The organism is Roseateles chitinivorans, from assembly GCF_050632145.1.
Classification (GTDB): Bacteria; Pseudomonadota; Gammaproteobacteria; order Burkholderiales; family Burkholderiaceae_C; genus Roseateles; species Roseateles chitinivorans_B.
The window spans coordinates 4,456,081-4,478,218 of record NZ_CP192577.1 but is presented as its reverse complement, the minus strand read 5'-3'; the positions used below and the strand labels follow the sequence as shown (position 1 = coordinate 4,478,218).

The following is a 22,138-nucleotide window of genomic DNA, read 5'->3' as shown; positions in this document are numbered from 1 at the left end:
CCCATGCCGCTGCCGATCCGTTCCCGCCTGCTCGTGCTCGTCCTGTCCGTGATGCTGCCGGGCATCATCGCGGCGCTGTGGGTCAGCTGGCAGACCTGGAGCGACGAGCAGGAAGCCACCGTGCGCCACATGCGCGACAGCACGCGCGCGCTGTCCATGGTCGTCGACAAGGAACTGGCCCGCCGCGCCGGCATCGCGCGGGTGCTGTCGCTGTCGCAGATCCTGGACGCGTCGCCGCAGATCCCGCCCGACGACCTGGCGATGCTGGAGCTGCAGTCGCGCCGCGCGATGCAGGGGCTGTCGGGCTGGGTGGAGCTCAACGCGCCGGACCGGACGCTGTTCAGCACCCGCCTGGCGCCGGGCCGGGTGCCGGAGAGCCCGACGCTGGCGCCCGCGATGGTCACGACGGGCGCGGCCTCCGCGGCGGCGCCTGCCTTCCCGGCTCCGGGGGAACCGCCACGATCACGTCCGCACCGTCCACACCGACCACACCGACCACGGCGGCCGGGACCGGCACGGCCGCCGCGGCCACGCCGCCGCCGGGCCTGCCCACCACCGCCGCCTCGCGCCCGGTGCTCGTGCGCGAAGGCGTGCCGCTGGTCGAGCAGGCCGTGATGGGCGACCTCGCCCCCGACCCGGCCACCGGCCAGTTGCGCGCGCAGATCATCCAGCCGATCGAGCGCGGCGGCCATGTCTGGCTGAACATGAGCATCACCGTGCTGCCGCAGGAGCTGCAGCAGATCATCGACGGGCAGCGCCTGCCTGCGGACTGGACCGCGACGATCATGGACGGCCGCGGCACCGTCGTGGCGCGGCACCCGGGCGGCATCAGCTACGCGGGACGTCCCGGCACCGACGACCTCAAGCGCCTGATGGCCACGCGCGACGAGGCCCAGTTCGACTCGGTCAACCTCGACGGCCGGCCGGTGATGGGCTACTTCAGCAAATCGCCGCAGGGCTGGACCGTCGTCACCGCGGTGCCGCGCGACGGGGGCCCGGGCGGCTTCGGTGCGCGTGCCGCGCTGCAGCCGATCGCGATCGGCGCGCTGCTGCTGGTGCTGGTCGGCATGTTCGGCGCGTTGTGGATCAGCCGGCGCATCTCCGGCCCCATCCACGCGCTCAACGAGATCGCCAACGAGCTGCGGGCCGGCGAGCCGGTGCGCGCGCGCAAGACCGGCATGGTCGAGTGCGACGAGGTCGCGCTCGCGCTCGAGGATGCGAGCGCCGCGATCCACCAAGGGCGCTATGAACTCGAGGAGCGCGTCAACGAGGCCATCGACCGCACGCGCGAAGCCGAGCAGCTCAGCTCGCGCTCGCAGCGCACGGCGGCGCTGGGCCGACTCACCGGCGGTGTCGCGCACGACTTCAACAACCTGCTGGGCGTCATCAGCAACAGCGCCCACCTGATCCAGCGCAGCCCGCACGCCGAATCGCTGGCGATGCCGCTGGGCGCGATCATGCGTTCCGTCGACGTCGGCAGCCGGCTCACCCAGCATCTGCTGCGCGTCGCCGGCCGCCAGCCGGTCCATCCGCAGGTGGTGGACCTGGGCTCGACGCTCGGCGAGATGAAGGAGCTGCTCGTCACCGTGCTGGGCAAGCGCATGCAGCTCGCGATGACGATGGCGCCGGACCTGCCCAGCGTGCGCGTCGATCCGTCGGAGCTGGAGCTCGCCTTGATCAACATCTCGCTCAACGCCCGCGACGCGACCAACGGCATGGGCGAGATCACCGTCGAGGCCGGCCGCGCCTCGCCGGGCGACGTGCAGGACCTCGCGCCGGGCGAGTATGTCGCGATCAGCGTCACCGACCGCGGTCCGGGCATCCCCGACGACCTGCTGGCGCGCGTGTTCGAGCCCTTCTTCACCACCAAGCCCGTCGGCAAGGGCACCGGCCTGGGCCTGAGCCAGGTGCTGGGCTTCTGCGTCCAGGCGGGCGGCACGGCGCGCATCGCGAGCCAGCTCGGCGCGGGCACGACGGTGACGCTGCTGCTGCCGGCGCAGACGAGTGCGCGCCTGGTGCCGGACGGCGCCCGCATCGACGGCACCGAGCGCACGCGCGACGACGGGCTCACCAACAGTCTGGCGGGCGTGCGCGTGCTGCTGGTCGAGGACAACGAGGAGCTCAACCGCGTCACCGCCGGCCTGCTGCGCAGCTTCTCCTGCCAGGTGCTCAGCGCCAAGGACGCGGACGAGGCGCTGCAGCTGTTCGGCAGCGGCGCGGCGGTGGACATCGTGCTGTCGGACGTGGTGATGCCCGGCTCGATGGACGGCCAGGCGCTGGCCCGCGAGCTGCGCACGCGCCGCCCGGGCCTGCCCGTCGTGCTGATCAGCGGATTCAGCGAAGCGCTCACCGCGGAATCCTCCTTCATCGTGCTGCGCAAGCCGGCGTCGCCGTCGCAGATCCTGGAGGCGCTGCGGCGCGCGATGGGGTTGCCGACGGGTACGTGACTTGCTGTTCCATGGCATCACCACTCCCCCGATCGGAAAGGACTGCCATGGACAACAAGGACGTCATCGACGAGCTGAACACGCTCATCGAAACCTGCAAGGACGGCGAGTACGGCTTCCTGAGCTCCGCCGAACACGTCAAGAGCGCGGGGCTGCGCGAGGTCTTCGCGCAGCGCGCGGCGGATTGCCGCCAGGCCTGCTCGGAACTGCAGCAGCTGGTGCGCCAGCACGGCGGCACGCCGGAAGACGACGGCAGCGCCGCGGGCTCCCTCCACCGCGGCTGGGTCGCGGTCAAGGGCACGCTGACCGGCTACAGCGACAAGGCCATGCTCGAGGAATGCGAGCGCGGCGAGGATGCGGCCGTCGCGCGCTATCGCAAGGCGGCGCAGAAGGACCTGCCGGCGGGCGTGCTGGAGGTCGTCCAGCGCCAGCTGGCCGGCACCCTGCGCAACCACGACCAGATCAAGCTGCTGCGCGATCAGGCGCGCAACGCCGAGAAGGTCTGAGCGGCCGATCACGGCGCGTCTCCGGATGCGCCCCCTGAACGACAAGGCGCGCCCGAGGGCGCGCCTTCTTCATGGTCGTGAGGGGTGAGCCGATGGCGGACTCGACCGCGGGCCGCGGTCGATCACGTCCTCTGGCGGACCTCCTCGCGCGTCTCTTCCCGCTGCTTCTTGCGGCCCTGCATGAACCCGGCGATCACACCCAGTACCAGTTGCGTGATCTCGGGTCCGACGCGGCCGCGGATCTGCGTCGGCATCAGGCTCCACAGCAGCGTGAGCAGCTGCATCGAGCCCATGTCGGGACGATCGGTGGCGGTCTCCGCGTGATCGCCGCGATGCGCGCCATGCGCCGCGCGGGTGTCGCGCGACGCATGGAACGCCCGCGCCGGCGATTCATCGTGGCGGTGCCGCTCGTGCCGCCGTCGCTTGCCGCGCACCAGGCGCCAGAACAGCCAGCTCGCGCCGGTGCCCAGCGCCGGCAGCAGCCAGCGGCTCGGCACCATCACCGCCTTGCCGCGTTGCTGCAGCGAGTCCCAATGCAGCTGGAACTCCAGGTCGCGGCGCACGACGCGCAGTTCCGCCATCTCGATGCGCAGCGTCAGCGCCTCGATCGACTCGGCCGCGCCCCCGGGATCGGGGACATCGGGGATGCGACGGGGGTCGGGACGGTCAGGGGTGGCGGCCATCGGGACTCGGTTCCTCGGGATCCATCGGATCGTTGAACAGCCAGTGGAACTGGCGGCGGGACGCCGGCAGCGCCAGCATCGGCGTGAGGGCCTTCATCGCGGCGGCGACCCACGCCAGCAGCAGCAGGTTGATCACCAGCACGCCGGCGAAGGCCCACGGCCAGGTCAGGCCGAGATGGACCGCGATCGCGACCAGCAAGGCCCACAGCGCGAGCCAGGCGGTGGCGCCGGCGATCGCCGCCACCACCCCCAGGATGACCAGGCTGACCAGGCCGTGCTTGGCGCGCTGCAACTCCAGCGCCAGCAGCAGCAGGCGCCCGGACAGCATGCCGCGCGCCGCGCGGGCCATGCCCTGCACGTCGCCGAGCCAGCTGGCGCCCGCCGCCGGCCCTTCGCCCGAAGGCGACGGACCGGCCGTCGATCCGGGCGCGGGCCCGGACGACGGCGGCTGCCGAGGGGTGGAGGCGGCGGGAACGGCGGTGGGAAGGACGGCGAAGCGTGCGGCACGTCGCTCATGGGCGCGCCGCGGTCAGCGCGTCAGGCGCGCGATCAGCAGGCCGACCGCCAGCGCGGTGCCCACGGCCATCAGCGGATGTTCGCGGACGTTCGAACGCAGGCTGTCGCACCACTCGTTGCCGGTCATCCGCAGCCGCTCGGCGCGGTCATGGATCAGCTCGTTCGTGTCCTCCAGGCTTTTCTGCAATTGCTGCGCCTTGGGCGCGGCGGCCGTGGCCAGGCGGTCGATGGTGGCGTGCGCCTTGTCGGCGGCACGGTTGACCAGGTCGGCGGCCGCGGTGCTCGACGGCGCGGTGCCGTTGACCAGCTTGGCGGCATCGTCGGCCGTCGTGAACGGCACGGTCTTGTCGCTCTTCTCGTTGTTGGGCGTGGTGCTCATGGGAAGGTTCCTTTCGTGTGCACGGTGGCAGCGGGGGCAGGGATCGGTGGTGAGCGGAACGGCAAGCGGCGTGCCGCCATGGCGCGGGGCGCGCGGGTGGCGTGCGGATGGCCCGTTCAGCGCGGCAGGTCCGGCTTCGGATGCGTGTCCAGGCCGCGATGCGGCGACTCCGCCACCTGCGGGCGGCCGCCTTCGGGTTCCAGCATCTCCTCGATGATGAAGTGACCGTAGTACTGCGCCCGCTCGGCGCGGTTGCGGCGCGCGATCTCGGCGATCTCCCGCGCCTGCCCGTCGTTCTCCGCCTTGACGACGAGGAAGTGGTAGCCCCGCTCGGCCAGTTCGCCATGGCTGCGCAGCAGGTTGATCTCCTGCCCGATCGCGGCCAGCGGACTGGCGCGCTGGAGGTCGCGCGCGACGAGTTCGACCATCTCGCGATCGCCGATCGCATGGAGGTCCGCGTCGGCGATGCCGTGCGCGCTCAACGCGGCGCGCGCCTGGCCGGCCTCGGCCGCGCTGGGGAAGCTGATCACCAGGTGGTCCACCGGCTTGTGGACGCCGAAGCTGGTGGGGCGGTCGTCGCGATCGTCCTCTTGAGGGCTGCCGGCGGCGCCCGGACGGATGCTTGTGGCCATGGGATGCTCCTGGAAGTGAGGGGGAGTCCTCCTCCGCAAGGCAAGCCTCATACCCATTGCGTACACCGTCTTTCCCGCACGCGAAGCGCCGGAAAAAGAAGGCCCGCCAACATGTCACCGAGATTGACGGACCGGTCATCCACCGGTTACACCGGACGAGCCGAATCACCCGGTGCCGTCGAGCGACATCCCCAAGGTTGGGGAGATTTCCGGGCACGGCGATTGCCATATCTCGCGACCAACCGGAATCGAACAGGGAAGGAGCGAACGATGAACGACGGTCTCACGTCGGTGCTGTACGTCGAAGACAGCCCGCTCAACGTCATCGTGATGGAGGCGATGTTCGAACAGCGCCGCGACCTGCGGTTGCACGTCGCCGAGGCCGGCATGCCTGCCTGGCGCCTGAGTGCACAGTTGCAGCCCTCGCTGCTGCTGGTGGACCTGCACCTGCCCGACTGCCACGGCTCCGACCTGCTGAAGCTGCTGCGCATGCGGCGCGGCTGGGCGCAGGTGCCGGCGATCGCGGTGACGGCCGATTCCGATTTCGACGCCTTGAGCTGCGGGTTCATGGAGATGTGGGCCAAGCCGCTGGACGTGCGCCGCACGCTGGCCCGGCTGGCCGAACTGCTGCCGCCCCCGCGCGGCGCGCGGCCGGCGGACGCGGTCGCCGCCCCGGTCGAAGGACTGCAGACCGGCGCCGTGATCGATCCGGCCGCCGACGGCGCACGACGGGAGCCGGGCCTGATGGCCCGGCACAAACAGTCGCTGGCGCCGCGCCAGACCGACTACGGTTGGGTGCGCTGAGCGCGTCGCGGAGGCTGCCCCTGTGACTGCCTGGCTCGACGCCCCCTCACCACCCTCTCCCTCCACGACCTCGATTTCTCGCGCGAACGGCCCGACGGGCCCTCGCCGGGATCGCTGCGCCCGGCGGTCTTCGTGGACAAGGACGGCACGCTGGTCGCACCCGACGACGCGGTCATCCACGATCCGTCGCGCCTGCGGCTGATGCCCGGCGCGGGCGAGGCGCTCGCGCGGCTGAGTGCCGCGGGGCTGGCGCTGGTCCTGGTCACCAACGAAAGCGGCATCGCGCGCGGCGCCTTCACGCGGGTGCAGTTCGCGCGGCTGCAGGGGCGCTGCTCCAGCGTCTGAAGGACGAGTTCGGCGTCGTGCTCGACGACGTGGCGGTCTGCCCGCATGCCCCCGACGCGCAGGGCCGCCCGGCCTGCCTGTGCCGCAAGCCCGCGCCCGGCATGCTCACGCGCGCCGCGCGGGCGCACGGTCTCGATCTCCCCGCTCATGGATGGTGGGCGACCTGCTCGACGATGTCGAGGCGGGCCATCGCGCCGGCGCGACCGGGCTGCTGCTCGACACCGGCGGGGAGACCGCGTGGCGGCGCTCGCCGCTGCGCGAGCCGGCCGGCGTCTTCAGCGACTGGCCGTCGCTCGCCGATCACCTGCTGCGCGAGGCGGCGTCGGCATCGACGTCGATGGACGACGCGCTCGACGACGCGCCGCTGGCCGCGGCGACGCCTTCCCCGGCAACGGCGCAGGCGCAGGCGTAGCGATCTCCACGCGCGGCTGCGTCCGCAGCAGCCCCATCAGCCGCCGCTCCGCGACGCTCAGGCCGGCGACGGCCGGCGGCGCGCTCATCCAGCGTTGAGAGGGCAAGGTCGCCAGCCGGTCGGACTGCCCCCAGGCCAGCACCTCCGGATGGATGTACGACTTGCGGCAGACCGCGACGGTATTGCCCAGCCGGGCGGCCACGTCCTTGATCGTCTGTTTCAGGGCATCGACCGGCGCAGTCCCGGCGCGCGCGTGGTCCGACAACAGGTCGAGCGCCAGCACGCTCGCATGCCAGGTGCGGAAGACCTTCGCGCTGCAGGTCGGTCCGCCGGCGGTGGCCAGCCAGTCGTTGACGTCGGCGGCGTCGATGCGGTGCGGCTCTCCGGCTTCGTCCTCGTAGCCGAACAGCTCCTGGCCGGGCAGGTCGCGACAGCGGCGCACCAGGGCCGCCACGCGGTCGTCGCGCACGGCCAGTTGATGGCGCACGCCGCTCTTGCCGGGGAAGCTCAGCAGCAACGCGTCGCCCTTGACCTTCACATGCCGGCACAACAAGGTGCTGAGGCCGTAGGAGCCGTTGCTGCGCGCGTACTCGCGATGGCCGATGCGCATCCAGGTGCGGTCGAGCAACCGGACCAGGGCCGCGATGACCCGTCCGCGATCGACGCCGCTGTCGCGCAGGCGGACCTGCACCTGGCGCCGCAGGCGGGGCAGGCGCTGGCCGAAGTCCAGCAGCAGGCCGAACTTGTTCTCCCCGCGCAGGGCCATCCAGTCCGCGTGATAGCGGTACTGCTTGCGGCCGCGCGCATCGCGGGCCGTGGCCTGGATGTGGCCGTCGTCACGGGCGCAGATCCAGACGTCTTCGTAGGCCGGTGGAATCGCCAACGCGCGGATGCGCTGCAGCGTCGAGGCATCCCGCACGGGACGCCCCTGGCCGTCGACATAACGGAAGCCCTTGGCCGCGCGCTTGCGGCGCAGCCCCGGTTCGCAATCGGATACCCAACGCAACGACATACGCGTCCTCCTGCCTTTCACAAGGCAGGCCGCATGCCAAGGCCGCTGGCCCTCACCCCGACCCTCTCCCGCAAGCGGGAGAGGGAGAGGAGAAGAGGAGCCAGCGCTGCGAGTAGAACCGATCGGACTCCCTCTCCCGCTGGCTGTATGGACCGAGGACATGGGTGACAGGTGTGCCAGGACATGGGTAACAGGTCAGGTCCAGGTTAGTCAGCCTGGCACAGCTCAATCATGCGTACCTTTTGGTGGCAGAAGAAGACATCGAAGCTGCCATCGAGATCCAAGTGAGGTCGTAGGGCCACAGGTTGGCCGATGAGACCTCTGCCAACGCGGTAGGTATTGCCCTTGAACTGGATCCGTCCACCGTATCCGACCCGGCGCACGATGACGCCATCGCCGTATTCGACGGGCTCCAGTGAGCTTGGCATTGAGCGCGGGCTAGCCACGTAGCGGCTGGCTGGCGTGCCCATGCCCAGTGCGCAATGAGGCCGTTTGGAGTTGTAGAGATGGCGCCACTGGCTGAAGTGGCGCTGGGCATCGCTCAGGTCCTTGAAGTGCCGACTGGCTAGTAGCTCGGCCTTCAGCGTGCGATGGAATCGTTCGTCTTTGCCGTTGGTCTGCGGATGCATCGGTCGGCTGTGGCTCAAGCGCACGCCCAGCCGAATCAGCCACACCTCCAGCTCGGTGAGCGCGCCGCGCGTAGGCGAACCCCAGGGCGGGCCGTTGTCGGCGTTGATGCGCTCAGGCAGCCCATAGCGCTCGAAGGCGCGCTGCAGCACGGGCTGCACGGACTCGAGCCGCTCATTGCCCAGCGCTTGCAGGACGATGTTGAAGCGCGAGTGATCGTCCAGCACGGTCAGCGGGTGACAGCGCTGGGCGTCGGTGGCGAAGTGGCCCTTGAAGTCCATTTGCCACAGCGCATTAGGCGTCTCGTGCTCGAAGCGCTGCCATGCCGTTGCGGCCTGGCTTGCTGCCGGGTCGATCAGGCCGTTGCGGCGCAGCACCCAGTTGGCCGTGCTGGCCGCTATGTGCACGCCATGATCGCGCCCCAGCACATGCGCGATCTTGCGAGCACCCCAAGCCGGACATTCGGCCCGCACTGCAAGCACCTGAGCTTGCAGCTGTTCGGGTGTACGGGTCGGTGAGGTTCGTGGTCGCCGAGATCGATCCTCAAGATCGACTCGGCTGAGCCACTTGTAGCCCGTCTTACGGCTGATGCCGCTGCGTCGACATAGCTCGCTGATATTGGCGCCAGGCTGTCGGGCCAGCCGAACGAATTCCTCTCTTTGATCCTTCACGGTGACTTGGCTCCAGGGCAACTTCGTCCTCCCGCTGACTAGGCGGGAAAAGTGTCACCCATGTCCTGGCACACCTGTTACCCATGTCCTCGGTCCATACAGCTGGCGGGAGAGGGCGGGGGTGAGGGCCTGCAGACTCGGAAGTCAGCAGGCTTCAGCACTTCCACAGCCGCTAGCCCTCACCCCGGCCCTCTCCCGCCAGCGGGAGAGGGAGTCGGCGCTCTGGGTGACTGCGTTTACTGCACTTGACGCGTTTACTGCTCAGCCTTGTCGGCCGCCGCCGCATCCTCAGCCGCGTATTCCTTCAGGCGGTTGTAGAGCGTCTTCAAGCTGATGCCGAGGACGGCCGCCGTCTGCTCCTTGTGATGCTTGTAGTGCTGCAGCGTGGCCAGGATGAAGGCCTTCTCCACCTGCGCCATCGAGCTGCCGAGCGGCATCGTGATCGAGGGGCCGGACGATTCCGCCGAGGTCACGAACGCCGCCGCCGCCGGCGCGGCTGCCGGGACGCCCACGCCGAGGCTGGTCGCCGCGGCGGCGGAGGCGGCCGTGGATTGCGGATCCGCGCCCTCGCCCTTGGGCAGCCATTGCTCGTCGACGACGTCGGCCACCGCCATCACGTACGCGCGCTGGACCGCGTTGCGCAGTTCACGCACGTTGCCCGGCCAGTGGTAGGTCTGGAGCTGCGCCAGCGCCTTGGCGGTGAAGCGCTTGTTCTTGCCTTCCTTGGCCGCGATCTGGCGCAGGAAGTGATCGGCCAGCAGCGGCACGTCGTCGAGCCGGTCGCGCAGCGGCGGCATCTCGATCGGGAACACGTTGAGGCGGTACAGCAGGTCCTCGCGCAGCTTGCCGGCCTGCACCGCCTGCAGCAGCGGGCGGTTGGACGCGGCGATCACCCGCACGTCGGCGTCGAGCGTGGTCGTCGAGCCCACGCGCATGAAACGGCCGGTCTCGAGCACGCGCAGCAGCTTGACCTGCAGCTCCATCGGCATCTCGGTCAGTTCGTCGAGGAACAGCGTCCCGCCGCTGGCGCGCTCGAAGAAGCCTTCGTGCTGCTTGTCCGCGCCGGTGAAGGCGCCCTTCTCGTGACCGAAGATCTCGCTCTCGATCAGGTTGGGCGAGATGGCGCCGCAGTTGACCGCCAGGAAGGGCTTCTTGCGGCGCCGGCTGAGGTCATGCACCGTCTGCGCGACCAGCTCCTTGCCGGTGCCGCTCTCGCCGTTGATGAACACCGACACGCTGGTGCCCGCCACGCGCGAGATCTGTTCGTAGATCCGCTGCATCGGGTGGGTACGACCCCACAGCAGCCCGAAATGACCGGTGTTGGCCAGGTTGGCATTCAGCTCGGAGACTTCGGCCTGCAATGCGGCCGGCTTCATCACCCGGGACAGCACGCCCTGGAGCTGCTTGATGTTGATCGGCTTGACCAGATAGTCGGCCGCACCCAGGCGCAGCGCCTGGATCGAGGTGTCCAGGCTGGCGTGGCCGGTGATCAGCACCACCTCGGAGTTGGCCACCAGCTGGGGGTCCTGGAACAGCTCCATGCCGTTGCCGTCCGGGAGCTGCAGGTCCAGCAGCACCACGTCGGGCTGCTGCAGCGCGATGTGCCGCCGGGCATCGCGCAGGGTATGGGCCACCGACACGGTGAATTTCTCGCTCGCGATCAGTTCCTGCAGGGTGGCGACGGAATCGATATCGTCATCCACGATCAACGCATGGGTCACCGGGTCATCCTTCGTTCTTGGGGGGTGTTCACTTTTGTAGAGCCGGTCATTCGTGAAGTAGGTCAACCGAACTCATCTAACTCATTCTTGCAGCAAGCGGCCCGCTTGCCAGCCCCTTGGGGATTTGATTTGAAAAATATTCCGGTGAGAGCCGGTCGGTCAGCGTCCAGTCGCAAACGACATGCGAACAACTCGCCCCACAAAACGACACCGGCAGCAGTCCGAGGACCACGCCGGTGCCGGCAGGCGGTTGACGGGACCGCCACGAGGGACGTCGGCGTCAGGCATCCCGACGGCGGCGCTGGACCCATCCCACCAAGGCCAGTGCGACGACCAGGGTGAGGAAGTTGCGGATCTCGAACGACGCGCCGGAAGGCTCGATGTCGGCATCGATGACGGAGGACGGGCTCGGCGACGTGGCAGGGGTCGACGTCGGCGTCTGGCCCTGGGAGGCGGGCCGGACGCCGGCGGGCGTCTGGTGGGCCGGGCCGTTCGCCGGGGCCGCGGCCTCCGGTCGGACCAGCGTCGCGAGCCTGGCACCCTCCAGGAAACTGCCGGAGCTTTCCGCGTGGGCCACGGTCGCGGCCAACATCAGCGGCATCGCCCAGGCGAGCTTTTGTAGGTGCATGAAAAACCTCCTGTGATGGAAACGGGAGCGCGGCCGGACATCCGTCCGACCGGCGCGTTTGCCGAGCGTCCACGCGCGGCTCGCAGGAGAGGCAAGCACCATGCCCGGGTACACGTTCGGTGACGATTTCGTACAGGTTCGAGGGACGTCGCGGACTGGCGTCGGGCCGGCTTGTCGACAGGCCGCGGCGCAGCGCGGGATGCCTTCCCGTTGTTGAGGACGACGAGAGCGGCGGCGACGAAGACGACGACGGATCAGACGAGGTTCACGTCGCGGCGCAGGGCGTCGCCCGGCAGGACCGCCGGAACGCGGGCCGCCGCCGCGATGGTCAGCGGCAGATCGTCGGTGGCCACGACCACGCGGGCGCCGGCGGCCAGGGCGGCCAGCTCGCCGATCGATGCGACGGGGGGCAAGACCTGCCCCCGCGACGGCATCGCGGCACGCAGTTCCGCCAGCGCCGCCTCCTCGCCGGGGGTCGCGCACAGCACGACGGCGGTGTCGTCGGCCCAGGCGTCGAGCAGCACCTCCGCCGCCGCCGCGAAGGCGGCCGGCGGGCAATGACGCGCACCGCCACCGCCCGGACACACCAGCACGTAGCGCTGACCGAAGCCCAGGCCCGCTTGCTGCAAGGCGTTCCGCATGTGGTGGCTGTCCTTGGGCAGCAGCCGCAGGCGCGGCCGTTCGTCCGCCGTGTGCATGCCCACATGGGCGACCAGCGCCAGCTGGCGGCGGGTGTCGTCGTGGATGGCGTCGTCGTCCACCAGCTCGTCGCTGAGCAGCCCGTGCGCCGGTTCGCGCACATGGGCGAGCGTCAGCGGGATGCCCGCCATGCGGCACAGCAGGGCCGCCGGCAGCGCGCTCTGGGTGGACGGCGAGAACAGCACGGCCGCGTCGAAATGACTGCGGCGCAGCCGGCGCATCAGGTGCATCTCGGCGTCGCCGCGCATGGTCGGCGGCTCCGCGTCCAGCGCGGCGGCGCCGTCGGCGGTCCACGGCGCGTTGAAGGTGATGACGTCGTCCACGGCCTGCAGATGCGGGCGCAACGCCAGCGCCTCGGGGGCGGCCAGCAGTGTCGACTGCGTCCACGGCATCGTCTCGTGCACCGCCGCGAAGGAGGCCGTCGAGGCCAGCACGCCCGCCAGGCCGTCCAGCCGTACCAGCAGGACGCGGCGCACGTTGCACCAGCGCCGATGGCGCTCCTCGGCCAGCGCCTGCCCGTCGACCGGCAAGGGGCCGTCGATGGCGAATGCCGCGGCCTCGCCCAACTCCGGGGGACCGGGCGGGCGCGCGCGCTGCTCGAGGGATGTCGCGATCATGGGGCCGACGCGGCAAGCGGCATGCCGGACGCAACGCCAGGATCGGCGCGGCTTTGCGGGTGATCGGACGCTCGCACCAGGATGGTGTCAGCGGCCCTGCAAGGTGTGCACGGCGGTCGTGGCCGCCTCCTCCCGCAGGCTGTGGCGCTTGGCGAAGGCCCAGCTGAGTTCGGCGCCCATCAGGAAGACCTGCGTCGAGTAGTAGACCCACAGCATCATGACGACCAGCGAGGCCGCCGCGCCGTAGGCGGAGCTGACGCCGCTGCGACCGATGTAGAGCCCGATCAGCGTCTTGCCCAGGCTGAAGAGCGCGGAGGTGATGAGCGCGCCGACCCAGACGTCGCGCCAGCGCACGGGGACGTCGGGGACCCACTTGTAGATGACGGCGAACATCACGGTGATCAAGCCATAGGCCAGCGTGCCGTTGAGGATCTGGGCGAGCAGGACGAACTCGGTGCCCAGCCAGGGCGTCCACCATTTGCTGATCGCCGCGAGGGCGGCGCTGGCGACCATCGAGATCATCGACAGGAAGCCCAGGCCGAGGATGAGTCCCAGCGACAGCAGCCGCTTGCGCAGCAGCGTCACCAGGCCCTGCCACACCGGGCCGCTGCGCGCGATCGGCGCCTTCCAGATGCGGTTGAGCGAGTTCTGCAGTTCGGCGAACACCGAGGTCGCGCCCACCAGCAGCACGATGGTGCCGATCGCGGCGGCCCAGCCGCCCTCCTCCGGCCGGTTCACGCGCTTGAGCAGGTCCTCGACCGCCATCGCGCCGTCGGTGCCGAGCAGGCCGGAGAGCTGCTCCATCACCTCGCCGCGCGCGGCCTGTTCGCCGAACACCAGGCCGGCCACGCTGATGACGATCAGCAGCAGCGGCGCGATCGAGAACAGCGTGTAGTACGCCAGCGCCGCACCCATGCTGGGGGCGTTGTCGTCGCTCCAGCCCTGCGCGGCCTCGCTGACGATGTCGATGGCTTCCTGGACGGCGTGGGGCAGTTTGGGCATGCGGTGCGGCCGCGGCGGGAGCGGCGATAGGGATCGTCGAGGGCGACGGGATTTCCTTTGTCGAGGCAAGGGAAATTCCCGCTCGGGCCGGACGTCGACGGCGGGACGTCGGCGGCGGCACGGCGATTGCCTTGAACCTCCTATCCCAACCACCAGGAGACCCTCATGGCCAGCACCACCATCGCTTCCGACCGCGTCGAAGGCACCAAGGTCTACAACGGCAACGGCGACAAGCTGGGCTCGATCGACAACCTCGTCATCGACAAGCGCTCGGGCCTGGTCCGTTATGCGGCGCTCGAGTTCGGCGGCTTCATGGGCATCGGTACCGACCGGTATCCGATCCCGTGGAACATGCTGAAGTACGACACCAGCCTGGACGGCTACGTCGTGCCGCTGCGCGAGGACCAGCTCGAGAAGGCGCCGCGCTACGCGCAGACCGACCGTCCCGAATACTCCGACGAGTACGGCCGCAAGGTCTACGACTATTACGGCGTGGCCTGGATGTGACGACGCCCGTCTGAATCAAACCTGCAATGAAGAACGCCCCGGTAGATCGGGGCGTTTTTTCTTGGGCGTCGATCGGGACGTCAGGCGGCGTTCGCGCCGTCTTCGGCCGGCCAGTCGCGGATGTAGGCCTTGAGCATGCGGTTCTCGAAGTCCTGCGCATCGACCACCGTCTTGGCGACGTCGTAGAACGAGATCACGCCCATCAGCTGCCGGCCGTTCAGGACCGGCATGTAGCGCGCGTGACGGCCCAGCATCATGCGGCGGACCTCGTCGATCTCGGTCTCCGGCGTGCAGGTCAGCGGCGCGTCGTCCATGACGCTGCGCACCAGCCGGGTCCCGACGCTGCCGCCGTTGCCGACCACGGCCTGGATGACCTCGCGGAAGGTCAGCATGCCCACCAGATCGCCGAACTCCATCACCACCAGCGACCCGATGTCGCGCTCGGCCATGGTCTCGGCGGCCTGGGCCAGCGGGGTGTCGGGGGAAACGGTGAAGAGCGTGCTGCCCTTGACGCGCAGGATGTCGGAGACTTTCATGGCCGCATGAGAAAAAGCTTGGCTGGCAACATAGCACACAATGCCCGGCGCCAGACACGACTGGACACCATAACAAGCAGGAGACACCCATGTCAGGTCCATCCGACCCGGGCTTTGATACCTTGGCGCTACATGCCGGGGCCGCGCCCGATCCCACCACCGGCGCGCGCGCCGTGCCGCTGCATCTGACGACCTCGTTCGTGTTCGAGAGCGCCGAGCAGGCCGCCGGCCTGTTCAACATGGAGCGCAGCGGCCACGTGTACTCGCGGCTGTCGAACCCGACGACCGCCGTGCTGGAGGAACGCATCGCCGCGCTGGACGGCGGCATCGGCGGCCTGGCCACCGCCAGCGGGCAGGCCGCGCTGCACCTCGCGATCGCGACGATCGCGGCGGCCGGCGACCACATCGTGGCGTCGAGCGCGCTGTACGGCGGTTCGCACAACCTGCTGCACTACACGCTCAAGCGCTTCGGCATCGAGACGACTTTCGTGCGTCCGGGCGACCTCGACGGCTGGCGCGCGGCGATCCGGCCGCAGACCAGGCTGCTGCTCGGAGAGAGCCTCGGCAATCCCGGCCTGGACGTGCTGGACATCCCGTCGATCGCGCAGATCGCGCATGAGGCGCATCGGCCGCTGCTGGTCGACGCGACCTTCGCGACGCCGTACCTGCAGCAGCCGATCGCGCTGGGGGCGGACCTCGTCTACCACTCGGCCACCAAGTTCCTGTGCGGACACGGGACCGTCGTCGGCGGACTGCTGGTGGACGGCGGCCGCTTCGACTGGGACCGCGCGCATGCGGCCAGCGGGGAACGCCGCCGCTTCTCGGAGCTGTGCGAACCGTACGACGGCTTCCACGGCATGGTGTTCGCCGAGGAGAGCACGGTCGGCGCCTTCCTGCTGCGCGCCCGTCGCGAGGGCCTGCGCGACTTCGGCGCCTGCATGAGCCCGCACACCGCGTGGCTGATCCTGCAGGGCATCGAGACCCTGCCGCTGCGGATGCAGCGCCACGTGAGCAACGCGCAGAAGATCGCGGAGTTCCTGGAAGCGCAGGACATCGTCGAGCGCGTGAACTATCCGGGGCTGGCCTCGCATCGCGACCACGCGCTGGCGCAGCGGCTGCTGCCCAGGGGCAGCGGCGCGGTGTTCAGCTTCGACCTGACGGGCGGTCGCGAGCCGGGCCGGCGCTTCATCGAATCGCTGCGGCTGTTCTCGCACCTCGCGAACGTGGGCGATGCGCGCTCGCTGGTGATCCATCCGGCGTCGACGACGCATTTCCGGATGGACGACGCGGCGCTCGCGGCGTCGGGCATCGGTGCGGGGACGATCCGGTTGTCGATCGGCCTGGAGGACCCCGACGACCTGATCGCCGATCTGAAGTCCGCATTGAAGGTGGCGTCGAAATGAGTACACGCAAGCTCCAGGTTCAAGGCCGCCCGGCCTACGTCTACACCGGCGGCAGGCGCTTCGACGCGGCCTTGCCCTGCGTGGTGTTCATCCACGGCGCCCTGCACGACCACAGCGTGTGGACGCTGCTGGCGCGCCACTTCGCCCATCACGGGCGCAGCGTGCTGGCGGTCGATCTGCCGGGGCACGGCCGCAGCGACGGACCCGCGCTGGGCGACGTGGAGACGCTCGGCGACTGGATCAACGCCCTGCTCGACGCCGCCGGCGTGACGGCGGACGGCGCGGTGTCGCTGGTCGGCCACTCGATGGGATCGCTGATCGGACTCGAAGCCGCGGCGCGACGTCCGGCGCGGGTGTCGCGGCTGGTGATGGTCGGGACCGCGTGGCCGATGAAGGTCTCGGAGGTGCTGCTGAGCACCTCGCGCGAACGGCCGCGGGCGGCGATGGCGATGGTCAATGCGTTCTCGCATTCGACGACGGCCGGCAAGCCCTCGTATCCCGGCCCGGGCGCCTGGATGCACGGCGGCAACCTGGCGCTGATGGCGCGCATGCAGGACGGCTACGACCCGCATGGCAACCTCTTCGAGCACGACTTCCTGGTCTGCGATCGCTACCAGGGCGCGCCGGAGGCTGTCGCGAAGGTGACCGCCGCGGGCCTCCGGACTGAGATGATCCTCGGCGCGAAGGACGCGATGACGCCGCCGAAAGCCGCGAAGCAGTTGGTGGAGATGCTCGGTGCTCGCGTGCAGACCCTGCCGGCCGGACATTCACTGATGACCGAGGCGCCGGAGGCGATGTTGAATGCACTGAAGGCGGCGCTCGGCTGAGCGCCGTCCGGTGAGCCCCCCGGCAGACGGTCCCGCGAGGGCCGCGCCCGCAGACCCAGCAGACCCAGCAGACCCAGCAGACCGCCAGCCGACCGCCAGCAGACCGCCAGGAGAGCCACATGAGCACCAGCCCCCTGCCCCACGCGCCCGAGGGATCGGACGCAGGCGCCGACCGCGTGAAGGCCATGCGGAGCTTCGCCGAGTTCTATCCGTTCTACCTCGGCGAGCACCGCAACCGGACCTGCCGGCGGCTGCACTTCGTCGGCTCGACGCTGGGGCTGCTGTGCCTGGCGTATGCACTGGTCACGCAGACCTGGAGCTTCCTGCTGGTCGGCCTGCTGTGCGGCTATGCGTTCGCGTGGGTCGGGCACTTCGGCTTCGAGAAGAACAGGCCGGCCTCGTTCAAGCGCCCGCTCTACAGCTTCATGGGCGATTGGGTCATGTACAAGGACATCTGGACGGGGAAGATCCGGTTCTGACGAACCGGTCTTCCTCCAGGCACGGCGCCCGCCGAATGCTTACCGCGCGCCGACCAGCTCCTTGACCAGGTCCTCATAGCGCCGCAGCGGTCGACCGAGCAAGGCCTCCAGCCGCTGGACCGTGCCGGCGGCCGGCTTCATCCCCTGCTGCTGGATGCGGGCCATCATCAATCTCATGTCGTAGGCCATCCACGACGGCATCGCCTGCGCCAGTTGGGCTTCGAAGGCCGCCAAGTCGTCGCCGCCGTAGCGGATCTCCCGCTGCAGCACGCGGCTCCAGGTCTCGGCCGCCGACGTTCCCGACAGCGCGTCGGGACCGACGACGTCGAGCACCTCGCGCGGCAGCGGTCCGGACGCGGCGTCCCGCCGCAGCAGTTCCACCACGGCCACGTCCGCCAGGTCACGCGTGTCGATCATCGACACGCCCGCGTCGCCGATGGGCATCGGGTAGACGCCGTAGCCCTCGATCACCGACTTCACCTGCTGGTCGTTCTGCATGAAGTACACCGGGCGCAGTACCGTCACGGGCAGGTCGAGGCGCTCGATCATCCGTTCGATCGTGTGCTTGCCGGTGAAGTGCGGCACGTCGGTGAACTCGTCGGCATGGATCACCGAGAGATAGACGATGCGCTCGATGCCGGCCTCGCGCGCCAGGCTCAGCGTCTGCAGGCCCTGCGTCACTTCGTCCGGCGTGACGGCGTTGAGCAGGAACAGCGTGCGCACGCCCGACAGCGCGCTGCGCATCGACGGGATGTCGGTCATGTCGGCGACGACCTCGGTGACGCCTGCGGGCAGGGTCGCCTTGCCTGTTTGGCGGACCAGCGCCTTCACCGGAGCGCCTTGACGCGCCAGGCCTTGGACGACGAGGGAACCGATGGCGCCGGAAGCGCCGGTAACGAGGATGCTCATGGAAATCTCCTGGGTAGGTGGGTGGGAACGGAAGGGAACGAGGGGAACGGGGAAGTCGAAAGGAATCGCGCGCCCGGCGCATTCAGGAGCTGAAATCGACGACGGCCTTGCCGTGGATCCCGCCGAGGCGATGACGCTCGATGGCGGCGGGCAGTTCGTCGAAGGGAATCACCTCGCCGACGCGCGCCTGCAGTTCGCCGTCGGCGACCTGCTTCGCCAGCTGCGCCAGCAACGCGCCGTCGGGCTTCATCACGAACCAGAGGCCGCGCAGGCCGGACGGCGTGCTGGCGAGGATCCCGGGCGACGAGGTGCCGACGACGACGCCGGTGCGGGACAAGACCTGCCACGTGCGGTCGAGCACCTCGCCGCCGACGTAGTCGAGGACCAGATCGATGTCGCGGACCTCGGACTCGAAGCGCTGCGCGCGGTAGTCGATGACCTGGTCGGCGCCGAGCGCGCGGACCGTCTCGAGGTCGTCGCCGGAGGCGGTTGCGATGACATGGGCGCCGGCGCGCTTGGCGAACTGGACCGCGAAAGCCCCGAGGCCACCGGCCGCGCCGTGGATCAGCACCCGCTGGGCGGGCCAGACCGGGCCGGCGAAGTGGAGGCTCTGCCAGGCCGCGAGCGCGGCGACGGGCAGGGACGCGGCGGTCAGGTCATCCAGCGATTCGGGCGTCGGGGCGAGGTGGGCCTCGTTCACCGCCACCAGTTCCGCGTAGGCGCCGAGACCGCCGAGCGGCCCCATCACGCGGTCGCCGACCTGGAAGCGCGAGGCGCCCGGTCCGACCGCTTCCACGACGCCCGCCAGCTCGATGCCCAGCACTGCGGGCAAGGCGATCGGGAAGGCGTCGCGGACATAACCCTCGCGGACCTTCCAGTCCAGGGCATTGAGGCCGGCGGCACGCACGCGCACCAGGACCTGGCCGGCTTGCGCGACGGGCGCGGCGATCGTCGAGTGCGTGGCGGCATCGGCGCCGCCGTAGGTGTTCAGGGTCAGGGCTTGGATGGTGGTCATGGTTCAGTGCTTTCCATCGGTGGTTGCGATGGATGAACGATAAGCCGTTGCATTCAATAAACACAGACGCCAAAATCCATACAGACCGTCTCAATGGTGGAACACATGGATCTGAACGCATTGGCCGACTTCAACCTGGTGGCGACGCATGGCGGCTTCGGCCGGGCCAGCCGCGCCGGCCGACGATCGAAGGCGACCTTGTCGCGGCGTGTCGCGGATCTGGAGGAGCAGCTCGGCGTGCGCCTCATCGAGCGCAGCGCCAAGGGGCTCGAGCTGACGGAGGCGGGTCAGGCCCTGCTCAGCCGGACGGAAGGTCCGATGAACGAGGTGGCCGACGCCTTTGCGTCCGCGGTCGAAGGCGCCGGTCAGGTTCGCGGGCAGCTTCGCGTCGCGGCGCCGCTGCTGTTCTCGCAGTTGGCGATGGGCCGTCTGTGCGCGGAGTTCCGGACGCTGCACCCCGGTGTGACCATCGAGGTCGTCGGGGAGGACCGGGTGGTGAACCTCGTCGATGAGCGTTTCGACGTCGCGATCCGGCCGAACCCGCGCATGGACTCCACGCTCGTGGGGCGCTGCTTCGCGAAGGACCGGCTGGTGGTGGTGGCCGCGCCGTCGTTCGCGATGCCGGCCACAGGCAGACCGGCCTCCAGGACAGCGACCTCGGGCAAGTCTTCGGTGAAGCCCGCGGCGATGGACATTCCGGCGGTGGTCACGACCACGCGGGAAGGCGATGTCTGGGAACTCGACGGCGGTCTGACACTCGTGCCGCGTCCCGTGCTGCGCCTGTCCTCGATGCTGATGGTGCGGGACGCCACGATCGCAGGCGCCGGGGTCGCGCTACTGCCTCAGTCCATCGTCTGGAGCCAGCTGACGCGTGGCGAACTCGTGCAATGGGGTGCCGTGCCCGGCAAGGAAGTCGACCTGTGGGTGCTGCACACCTCGCGCCGCCTCGCGAGTCCGAAGGTCAAGGCCTTCGTGGAGTTCATGGGCGCCAGGTACCCGGACGGGGTGCTGACGCTGGCCGGGTGAGGACGTGGTCGATCAGGTGTTCGGCAACAACGCCTTCGCCGCCTCGATCCTCAGCGCCATCGGCACCGTCGCATCGTTCATCACCTGCAGCAGGAACGCACGCGGGTCGTTGAAGCCGGTGGCCGGCGCATAGGCGTTGGCTGCCGACGCGCCGTCTGATGAGGGCGCGAGCGCAGGTGTCAGGTCTTGCGTCTCAACGGGCGCGAGCAGTTCGATCGCCGCCCGCCACTCCTGGGGCGTGATGCTCCTCAGTGTCTTCAGCAGATCCGCCTGCCCTTCGACACCGGGCGGGATGTCGAGCCAGGTCGCCTCGACGAACACCGGGGCCAGGTCCGGGGCGACGAAGGCGGACCATTGGCCTTCCTTGACCTCGGCCGGCACCGCCGGGGGCTCCGTCAGGCAGCGGACGCGCGGCGCAGCGACGCCGCTCAGGTAGCGCGCCGTCAATCCGTCGACGAATGCCCTCGCCTCCTCCGGCGAGCAGCCTTGCTGCAGCGAGAACCACAGTTGATAGCTGTTCTCCCCCGCGATGGCGATGCCCGGCGCGGGCAGCGACAGGTCGAGCTGAACGCCGCGCCAGACGGCGCCTGGCAGTTCCCAGTCCGAGGGACGCCCGACGTCGAGCACGAGCGCACGCACCGATCCCTCAGGACCGGCGGCGTAGAGACGTTGGAATTCGGTGGCGAGTCGGGACACGTGGGTAGGCAGGGCTGAAGGAACCAGCCCGAACTCTACGTCCTCGCCGGCATGACGGCCCAGCTCAGCCCTGCGTGGATGCAGTCTGCTCCGCCTGTGCCTTCAACGAGGCGAGCATGTCGTCCGCCATCGCGTCGAGGTCATAGCCGAGCTTCCAGCCCCAGTCGCGCTGCGCGACCGAGGTCGTCGATCGACTGCGGCCAGCTCGCCGCGATGTTCTGGCGGAAGTCCGGCGCGTAGTCGATCGTGAAGCCCGCGATGCGGCGGCGGATCGACGCGGCGATCTGCTCCGGCGTGAAGCTCACGCCCGCCAGGTTGTAGCTGCCCCACTCGGTGATCTGCTCCGCCGGCGCTTCCATCAGCTCCAGCGTCGCACGCAGCGCGTCGGGCATGTACATCATCGGCAGCGCCTGGTCTTCCTTCAGGAAGCAGGTGTAGCGACCGTGCTTGAGCGCCTCGTGGAAGATCTCGACCGCATAGTCGGTCGTGCCGCCGCCCGGGGGCGTCTTCCAGCTGATCAGGCCCGGGTAGCGCAGGCTGCGCACGTCCACGCCGTGGTTGGCGTGGTACCAGCGGCACCAGCCCTCGCCGGCCAGCTTGGAGATGCCGTAGATCGTCGACGGGTCCATCGCCGTCGTCTGCGGCGTGTCGCGCTTGGGCGTCTGCGGACCGAAGGCCGCGATCGAGCTGGGCCAGAACACGCGCTCCAGTTTCACCGTGCGCGCCAGCTCCAGCACGTTGAGCAGGCCCTTCATGTTCAGATCCCAGGCCCACATCGGATGCTTCTCGCCGGTGGCCGACAGCGCCGCCGCCAGGTGGTAGATCTGCGTGATGCCGTGGCGCTTGACCACCGCCGCCAGCGCGGCCGCGTCGGTCACGTCCAGCATCTCGTGCGTCAGCTGCGGCACGCGGCCTTGCGGCGCCACGTCGCTGGTGATCACGTTGGCGTTGCCGTGGCGCTTCGCGAGCTCCACCGCCAGTTCGGAACCGATCTGGCCGTTCGCGCCGATCAACAGGATCTTCGTCATGGGGATCTACT

General features: G+C 69.7%; 24 protein-coding genes and 2 pseudogenes. 11 read left to right on the top strand and 15 right to left on the bottom strand.

Annotated features, from left to right (window positions below; translation table 11 throughout):
- The first annotated feature begins 3 nt into the window (after positions 1–3).
- From ACQ86G_RS20550 to ACQ86G_RS20540, 3 genes are read left to right on the top strand one after another with little or no spacing between them, the layout of a single operon-like run.
- Complete coding sequence (locus tag ACQ86G_RS20550) at positions 4–615, top strand: hypothetical protein (protein WP_431257056.1); 612 nt, start codon at positions 4–6, stop codon at positions 613–615.
- Complete coding sequence (locus ACQ86G_RS20545; protein WP_431257055.1) at positions 573–2,447, top strand: ATP-binding protein; 1,875 nt, start codon at positions 573–575, stop codon at positions 2,445–2,447. The genes ACQ86G_RS20550 and ACQ86G_RS20545 overlap by 43 nt, the downstream gene beginning before the upstream one ends.
- A 47-nt stretch (positions 2,448–2,494) precedes the next feature.
- A complete protein-coding gene (locus tag ACQ86G_RS20540; RefSeq protein ID WP_431257054.1) occupies positions 2,495–2,953 on the top strand; it encodes a ferritin-like domain-containing protein in 459 nt (152 codons plus the stop codon).
- 122 nt (positions 2,954–3,075) lie between these two features.
- On the opposite strand, the gene ACQ86G_RS20535 is transcribed toward ACQ86G_RS20540, so the two are convergent.
- The 4 genes from ACQ86G_RS20535 to ACQ86G_RS20520 form a co-directional block, all read right to left on the bottom strand.
- Entirely contained in the window at positions 3,076–3,636 is a 561-nt protein-coding gene (locus ACQ86G_RS20535) for a hypothetical protein (RefSeq protein WP_431257053.1), read from the bottom strand.
- On the bottom strand, positions 3,620–3,994 hold the full coding sequence (locus tag ACQ86G_RS20530; RefSeq protein WP_431257052.1) for a hypothetical protein: 375 nt from the start codon (positions 3,992–3,994) through the stop codon (positions 3,620–3,622). Before ACQ86G_RS20530 ends, ACQ86G_RS20535 begins: the two co-directional genes overlap by 17 nt.
- Positions 3,995–4,165: 171 nt before the next feature.
- Positions 4,166–4,531, bottom strand: coding sequence for a DUF883 family protein (locus tag ACQ86G_RS20525; RefSeq protein ID WP_431257051.1), 366 nt, complete (start codon positions 4,529–4,531; stop codon positions 4,166–4,168).
- 116 nt (positions 4,532–4,647) lie between these two features.
- Entirely contained in the window at positions 4,648–5,163 is a 516-nt protein-coding gene (locus tag ACQ86G_RS20520) for a hypothetical protein (RefSeq protein ID WP_431257050.1), read from the bottom strand.
- A gap of 270 nt (positions 5,164–5,433) precedes the next feature.
- Between ACQ86G_RS20520 and ACQ86G_RS20515 the strand changes: the two genes are divergently transcribed.
- The 3 genes and pseudogenes from ACQ86G_RS20515 to ACQ86G_RS20505 form a co-directional block, all read left to right on the top strand.
- Positions 5,434–5,967 carry a response regulator gene (locus tag ACQ86G_RS20515; protein WP_431257049.1) on the top strand — a complete coding sequence of 178 codons (534 nt, stop codon included), beginning with the start codon at positions 5,434–5,436 and terminating at the stop codon, positions 5,965–5,967.
- Positions 5,968–6,099: 132 nt separating this feature from the next.
- Positions 6,100–6,312: a hypothetical protein gene (locus ACQ86G_RS20510; protein ID WP_431257048.1), complete on the top strand. Its 213-nt coding sequence runs from the start codon at positions 6,100–6,102 to the stop codon at positions 6,310–6,312.
- A gap of 79 nt (positions 6,313–6,391) precedes the next feature.
- A pseudogene (locus ACQ86G_RS20505) lies at positions 6,392–6,532 on the top strand (HAD hydrolase-like protein); the annotation flags it as partial.
- Between the two features lie 55 nt (positions 6,533–6,587).
- On the opposite strand, the gene ACQ86G_RS20500 reads toward ACQ86G_RS20505, so the two are convergent.
- The 6 genes from ACQ86G_RS20500 to ACQ86G_RS20475 all read right to left on the bottom strand — a co-directional run bounded on the left by ACQ86G_RS20500 (position 6,588) and on the right by ACQ86G_RS20475 (position 13,701).
- A complete protein-coding gene (locus ACQ86G_RS20500; RefSeq protein WP_431257047.1) occupies positions 6,588–7,736 on the bottom strand; it encodes a DNA topoisomerase IB in 1,149 nt (382 codons plus the stop codon).
- Positions 7,737–7,942: 206 nt separating this feature from the next.
- Entirely contained in the window at positions 7,943–9,055 is a 1,113-nt protein-coding gene (locus ACQ86G_RS20495; protein ID WP_431257046.1) for an IS481 family transposase, read from the bottom strand.
- Positions 9,056–9,288: 233 nt separating this feature from the next.
- Positions 9,289–10,755: a sigma-54-dependent transcriptional regulator gene (locus ACQ86G_RS20490; protein WP_431257045.1), complete on the bottom strand. Its 1,467-nt coding sequence runs from the start codon at positions 10,753–10,755 to the stop codon at positions 9,289–9,291.
- 280 nt (positions 10,756–11,035) lie between these two features.
- Positions 11,036–11,383, bottom strand: a complete 348-nt coding sequence (locus ACQ86G_RS20485; RefSeq protein WP_431257044.1) for a hypothetical protein — start codon at positions 11,381–11,383, stop codon at positions 11,036–11,038.
- 254 nt (positions 11,384–11,637) lie between these two features.
- Positions 11,638–12,699, bottom strand: a complete 1,062-nt coding sequence (locus tag ACQ86G_RS20480) for a glycosyltransferase family 9 protein (RefSeq protein ID WP_431257043.1) — start codon at positions 12,697–12,699, stop codon at positions 11,638–11,640.
- 87 nt (positions 12,700–12,786) lie between these two features.
- A complete protein-coding gene (locus ACQ86G_RS20475) occupies positions 12,787–13,701 on the bottom strand; it encodes a YihY/virulence factor BrkB family protein (RefSeq protein ID WP_431257042.1) in 915 nt (304 codons plus the stop codon).
- A 165-nt stretch (positions 13,702–13,866) separates the two neighbouring features.
- On the opposite strand from ACQ86G_RS20475, the gene ACQ86G_RS20470 reads away from it, so the two are divergent.
- Positions 13,867–14,208 carry a PRC-barrel domain-containing protein gene (locus ACQ86G_RS20470; protein WP_088404154.1) on the top strand — a complete coding sequence of 114 codons (342 nt, stop codon included), beginning with the start codon at positions 13,867–13,869 and terminating at the stop codon, positions 14,206–14,208.
- 80 nt (positions 14,209–14,288) lie between these two features.
- On the opposite strand, the gene ACQ86G_RS20465 is transcribed toward ACQ86G_RS20470, so the two are convergent.
- Entirely contained in the window at positions 14,289–14,744 is a 456-nt protein-coding gene (locus ACQ86G_RS20465) for a CBS domain-containing protein (RefSeq protein ID WP_088404153.1), read from the bottom strand.
- Between the two features lie 89 nt (positions 14,745–14,833).
- On the opposite strand from ACQ86G_RS20465, the gene ACQ86G_RS20460 reads away from it, so the two are divergent.
- The 3 genes from ACQ86G_RS20460 to ACQ86G_RS20450 all read left to right on the top strand — a co-directional run bounded on the left by ACQ86G_RS20460 (position 14,834) and on the right by ACQ86G_RS20450 (position 17,453).
- The gene (locus tag ACQ86G_RS20460) at positions 14,834–16,147 is read left to right on the top strand and encodes an O-acetylhomoserine aminocarboxypropyltransferase (RefSeq protein ID WP_431257041.1); all 1,314 of its coding nucleotides are present in this window, start codon (positions 14,834–14,836) and stop codon (positions 16,145–16,147) included.
- Positions 16,144–16,974, top strand: coding sequence for an alpha/beta fold hydrolase (locus tag ACQ86G_RS20455; protein ID WP_431257040.1), 831 nt, complete (start codon positions 16,144–16,146; stop codon positions 16,972–16,974). The genes ACQ86G_RS20460 and ACQ86G_RS20455 overlap by 4 nt, the downstream gene beginning before the upstream one ends.
- Before the next feature lie 119 nt (positions 16,975–17,093).
- Complete coding sequence (locus ACQ86G_RS20450; protein WP_431257039.1) at positions 17,094–17,453, top strand: Mpo1-like protein; 360 nt, start codon at positions 17,094–17,096, stop codon at positions 17,451–17,453.
- A 39-nt stretch (positions 17,454–17,492) separates the two neighbouring features.
- Here the strand turns inward: ACQ86G_RS20450 and ACQ86G_RS20445 are convergent, their stop codons facing one another.
- Both ACQ86G_RS20445 and ACQ86G_RS20440 read right to left on the bottom strand, forming a co-directional pair.
- Positions 17,493–18,362 carry an SDR family oxidoreductase gene (locus ACQ86G_RS20445; protein WP_431257038.1) on the bottom strand — a complete coding sequence of 290 codons (870 nt, stop codon included), beginning with the start codon at positions 18,360–18,362 and terminating at the stop codon, positions 17,493–17,495.
- Positions 18,363–18,444: 82 nt separating this feature from the next.
- Positions 18,445–19,377, bottom strand: a complete 933-nt coding sequence (locus tag ACQ86G_RS20440) for an NADP-dependent oxidoreductase (RefSeq protein ID WP_431257037.1) — start codon at positions 19,375–19,377, stop codon at positions 18,445–18,447.
- Positions 19,378–19,482: 105 nt separating this feature from the next.
- Between ACQ86G_RS20440 and ACQ86G_RS20435 the strand changes: the two genes are divergently transcribed.
- Positions 19,483–20,403, top strand: coding sequence for a LysR family transcriptional regulator (locus tag ACQ86G_RS20435; protein WP_431257036.1), 921 nt, complete (start codon positions 19,483–19,485; stop codon positions 20,401–20,403).
- A gap of 12 nt (positions 20,404–20,415) precedes the next feature.
- Here the strand turns inward: ACQ86G_RS20435 and ACQ86G_RS20430 are convergent, their stop codons facing one another.
- Together ACQ86G_RS20430 and ACQ86G_RS20425 are read right to left on the bottom strand one after the other, a co-directional pair.
- Entirely contained in the window at positions 20,416–21,099 is a 684-nt protein-coding gene (locus ACQ86G_RS20430) for a hypothetical protein (RefSeq protein ID WP_431257035.1), read from the bottom strand.
- A 64-nt stretch (positions 21,100–21,163) separates the two neighbouring features.
- Positions 21,164–22,127, bottom strand: a pseudogene (locus ACQ86G_RS20425) (NAD-dependent epimerase/dehydratase family protein).
- Positions 22,128–22,138: the final 11 nt, after the last annotated feature.